We start from the raw sequence: 4,617 nt of genomic DNA on the forward strand, positions 1-4,617 counted from the left end.
GGCCCCGCCGCGCCGCCCACGGTGCACCTTCCCCCCGCCCCGCCGCTGTCGCCGCCCAGCCCRCTGCCGGCGCAGCCCGGTGTCCAGCACACGCGGGTGGTCACCACGCAGACTCCGCGCCCGCCGATCGACGAACCGTCGTTCGCGGTGGAGGACGAACCCGACGACGGCTACCACTACCCCGACTTCGCCGCCGAACGGCAGCGGTCGCGCCGGACCACGATCGTGTGGCTGCTCGTGATCCTGATGCTCGCCCTCGCGGTGGGTTTCGGTGGCTGGTGGATGGGTTCGGGCCGTTTCACCGCGGTCCCGACCACCGACGGTCTCGATCGCGGTGCGGCGGTGACGGCGATCGAAGCGGCCGGACTGTCGACGGAGATCCGGGGGCAGTACTCCGACACGGCTGCGCTCGACACGGTGCTGGGTACCGATCCCACCGGCGGCTCGCGGATCTCCCGCGACGGCACGGTGGCACTGCTCGTCTCCCTCGGGAGGCCGACGGTCCCGCCGCTGCCCGCGGGTGGTGAGCGCGCCGGAATCGAACAGGAACTGCGGAACCGCACGTTCACCCCGGTCGACGGTGGTCAGGCGTTCAGCGCGAAGGTCCCGATCGGGGCGGTGGCCGCGCTCGACCCGGCACCGGGTACCGAGCTCGCGACCGGGTCCACGGTCAAACTGATCGTCAGCAAAGGTGCACCGCCGGTAGACGTTCCCGATGTGAAGGGCATGTCGGAGGCCGAGGCGCGCGCCTCACTCGAGGCGGTGGGCATCGTCGTGCAGGACGTCACCACCGACTTCGACCGGAACGTCGCCGCCGGAGACGCGATCGCCACGAGCCCGAAGGCGGGCGCCCGCGTCAATGCGGGCACCAGCGTCACGTTGAGTGTGTCGAACGCGGTCCGAATGCCGTCGATGCTGGGCCGGACCGTCGGATCCGCGCGCGATGAACTGAGCCGTCTCGGACTCGAGGTGAAGGTGCGTCAGGTGACCGACACGGACAGGTCGTTCGTCATCAGCCAGAACCCTGGCGGCGGCGATCTCGTGAAGCCCGGGAGCACGGTCACCCTGGTCTCACTGCCCTGACCCCGCAGGTGCAGGGCAGTGAGTTCCCCTGAATGTGAATGTACGCCCTGCGGTCAGCCGCGGAGCATCTCCGCGACGAGGAACGCCAGTTCCAGCGACTGCTGGGTGTTGAGGCGGGGGTCGCACGCCGTCTCGTAGCGACCGGACAGGTCGAGGTCGGAGATGTCCTGCGCGCCGCCGAGGCATTCGGTGACGTTCTCACCGGTGAGCTCGACGTGGATGCCGCCCGGGTAGGTGCCGAGTCCGTTGTGGACCTCGAAGAATCCCTGGACCTCGTCGACGATGCGGTCGAAGTGGCGGGTCTTGTAGCCGGTGGACGCCTCGTGGGTGTTGCCGTGCATCGGGTCGCACTGCCAGATCACCTGATGACCGGTGGCCTGAACCTTCTCGACGATGGGCGGCAGCAGGTCGCGAACCTTGTTGTTACCCATCCGCGAGATCAGGGTGAGGCGACCCGGCTTGTTGGTGGGGTCGAGCCGCTCGACGTATTCGACCGCCATCTCCGGTGTGGTGCTGGGCCCGATCTTCAGGCCGATCGGGTTCGACACGAGTTCGGCGAATGCGATGTGGGCCCCGTCGAGCTGACGGGTGCGGTCGCCGATCCACAGGAAGTGGGCGGACAGGTCGTACAGCTTCGCGTGGTCGTCGTCGTTGTCGAGGCGCAGCATCGCGCGCTCGTAGTCGAGGACGAGCGCCTCGTGGCTGGCGAAGATCTGCGCGTGGTGCAGGCTGGGATCGGTGACGCCGCAGGCGTTCATGAACTGCAGCCCGCGGTCGATCTCCGCGGCAAGTGCCTCGTACCGGGCCCCGGCCGGCGACGACGCCACGAACTCGCGGTTCCAGTCGTGCACCTTGTGCAGGTCGGCCATGCCCGCGCCGGTGAGCGCGCGGACCAGGTTCATCGCGGCGCTGGCGTTCGCGTACGCCCGCACGAGCCGCGACGGGTCGTGGGCGCGCACGGCCTCGTCGGCGACGAGGGAGTTGATCATGTCGCCGCGGTACGACTGCAGGCCCAGGGCGTCGACGTTCGACGACCGCGGCTTGGCGTACTGACCGGCGATACGGGCGACCTTGACGACGGGCAGGCTCGCCCCGTACGTCAGGACGACGGCCATCTGCAGCAGGGTGCGGATGTTGCCCTTGATGTGCGGCTCGGTGTTGTCGGCGAACGTCTCGGCGCAGTCACCGCCCTGGAGAAGGAACGCCTCGCCGCGAGCGACCTGAGCCAGCTTCTCCTGCAGGGCCACGACCTCGCTGGCCACCGTGATCGGGGGCACGCTCTCGAGGACGGTCCGCATCGCGGCGGCCTGACCCTCGGGCCATTGCGGCTGCTGAGCAGCGGGCTTGGCCAACGCTGCATCGAGGCGGTCACGCATCTCGGTGGGCAGCGGCGGGAGTTCGGGCAAGCGGTCGATCGGCACGTCGACAGTCCAGTTCACCCATACAGGATATTCGCTCGACCGGAGCGATGGCGAGTCAGGTCACCGGAGTGAGCGCGCCGCCTGAACTGCCTCGAACTTCGCCAGGTTGTGCCTGGCGTCGGCGAGCGCGTCGTGCGCGTCACCCGGTGCAGGTGGGAGCGCCGGACTGCCGTGTTCCTCCCAGTACTGGCGGAGTTCCCGCGTGTACCGGGGCAGCGACTGCGGTAGCTCCGTCATGTCCCCCCACAGCTGGCAGAGGGCGACGTGGTCGTAGGCGGCCACCCACGCCCACAGTTCGGGGACGATGCCGGGGCGGGGAATCAGGAACGCGTAGAGGTCGTCGCGAATGCGGGCGCGGCTCTTCCAGAGGGGCGACGACGGCTGCGGCAGCTTCGGCAGCACGTTCCTGCGCACCCACTTGCCCGCCCGGTCGGGATCGAACTCGGTGGACACTGCGTAGAATTCACGTCCGTCCTCTGCGACCACCCCGATCGACACCAGGTCGATCGTGCGACCATCCTCGATGAACTCGCAGTCGTAGAAGTAACGCACGCCCGCAAACTATGCCTCACCCGTTGGCGTCATCCGGATCCACCCCTACCTCGTGAAGGAGGCCTCGGTGCGCGCAACCTCCGACGGTCGACAGTCCGCCGCCCCTGTCGCGGACCCGCTCGACTCCCCGCGGGTGCCTCCGCATCTCCGCGTCGGTGGTCTCGTCGTCCGGGTCCTCGTCCTCGCCGGGCTCGCGGTCGGATTCGCCTACAACCTGCTCGGACTGCCCGGCCTGCGGGACTTCGGCAGCTACTACCGGCTGGATCTCGACGTCTACCGCCTGGGCGGTTCGGTGTTCCTGCACGGCCCGACCCTGTACGGGTCGATGCCTGCCACCCAGATGGGCAACTTCCTGCCGTTCACGTACCCACCGCTCGCCGCCGTCGTCTTCAGTCCGCTGTCGACGGTGTCGCTGGCGACGGCCGGGATCGTCGTGACGGTGTTGTCGCTGATCGCGCTGTTCGGTGTCCTCGTCGTCACGCTCGACTCGCTGGGCATCGCACCCCGCACCACGCTGGTGTGGACGGCCCTCGGTGCGCTCGCGGTGTCGATGGCCCTCGAACCCGTCTCGTCGACCCTGGACTACGGGCAGATCAACATCCTGCTGATGCTGCTGGTGGCGGCGGACTGCCTGCCGAAGAAGACGCCGTGGCCGCGCGGCGTGCTGATCGGCCTCGCGGCGGCGGTGAAGCTGACGCCTGCCGTGTTCATCCTGTACTTCCTGGTGCGCAAGGACTTTCGCTCGGCCGTCGTGACCGCGGTCGGTTTCCTCGCGTTCAGCGCCGTGGGCGCGATCGCGACGTGGAACGACTCCGTCACCTACTGGACGCACACCCTCTTCGATTCCGATCGGATCGGCACCCCGGCGTATCCCGCGAACCAGAGCATCACCGGTGTGCTGGCCCGGCTCGGACTGAGCGACTCGGTGCGCACCCCGATCTGGCTGCTGCTGAGCGTCGTGGTTCTCGCACTCGTGATTCTCGCGATGGTGCGAGCGCTGCGATCCGGCGAGACCGCGCTCGCGCTGGGACTCAACGCCGTCCTCGGACTGCTCGTCTCCCCCGTGTCCTGGTCACACCACTGGGTGTGGTCGGTGCCGGTGATCCTCGTGTTCGGCGTCCTCGCCTACCGTCGCCGGAGCGTCGCCCTGGCGGTCGTGGCCGTGGTCGGCGTCGTCGTCGTGAGGCTCGCCGCGCACTGGAAACTCGGGGTGGGACGGTGGAGCGGAACCCACTGGAATCTGTGGGATCAGTTCCTGGCGTCGTCGTACGTGTGGTGGGGACTCGCCGTGGTGCTGGTCGCGATTTTCGCGTTCCGCACCCGTCCCTCCCAGTCCGACGAGGACGATCGGTCGGAGACCTCCGACGATCTCACCGTCCCCGTCGGCTGAGAGGTCGCGGCCGTCAGCTCGCCCGCGTGTCCGGCAGTCGCGTGACGGTGGTGGCGTCGCTCGCAGGCGCCGCATCGGCCACCGAGGCGTCGGCGGCGGGCGCCTTCTTCTTCAGCGTCGCCGCGTAGATGTCGACGTATTCCTGACCCGACAGCTTCATCAGCTTGTACA

Annotated in this window: 4 protein-coding genes and 1 pseudogene; 2 read left to right on the plus strand and 3 right to left on the minus strand. The window is 68.8% G+C overall.

What is annotated here, in order from left to right; translation table 11 throughout:
* Positions 1-1,083, plus strand: a 1,083-nt coding sequence (locus tag AC1D1G_RS41990; protein ID WP_477956579.1) for a Stk1 family PASTA domain-containing Ser/Thr kinase, incomplete at its 5' end; no start/stop codon positions are given.
* A 53-nt stretch (positions 1,084-1,136) separates the two neighbouring features.
* Here the strand turns inward: AC1D1G_RS41990 and AC1D1G_RS41995 are convergent.
* Positions 1,137-2,522, minus strand: coding sequence for a class II 3-deoxy-7-phosphoheptulonate synthase (locus tag AC1D1G_RS41995; protein ID WP_477956580.1), 1,386 nt, complete (start codon positions 2,520-2,522; stop codon positions 1,137-1,139).
* Positions 2,523-2,564: 42 nt separating this feature from the next.
* On the minus strand, positions 2,565-3,056 hold the full coding sequence (locus tag AC1D1G_RS42000) for a polyadenylate-specific 3'-exoribonuclease AS (RefSeq protein ID WP_011594241.1): 492 nt from the start codon (positions 3,054-3,056) through the stop codon (positions 2,565-2,567).
* A 67-nt stretch (positions 3,057-3,123) separates the two neighbouring features.
* Between AC1D1G_RS42000 and AC1D1G_RS42005 the strand changes: the two genes are divergently transcribed.
* The gene (locus AC1D1G_RS42005) at positions 3,124-4,446 is read left to right on the plus strand and encodes a glycosyltransferase 87 family protein (RefSeq protein WP_477956581.1); all 1,323 of its coding nucleotides are present in this window, start codon (positions 3,124-3,126) and stop codon (positions 4,444-4,446) included.
* Positions 4,447-4,459: 13 nt separating this feature from the next.
* On the opposite strand, the pseudogene AC1D1G_RS42010 reads toward AC1D1G_RS42005, so the two are convergent.
* Positions 4,460-4,617, minus strand: a pseudogene (locus tag AC1D1G_RS42010) (1-acyl-sn-glycerol-3-phosphate acyltransferase); the annotation flags it as partial.

Source organism: Rhodococcus sp. P3_B8, from assembly GCF_056402775.1.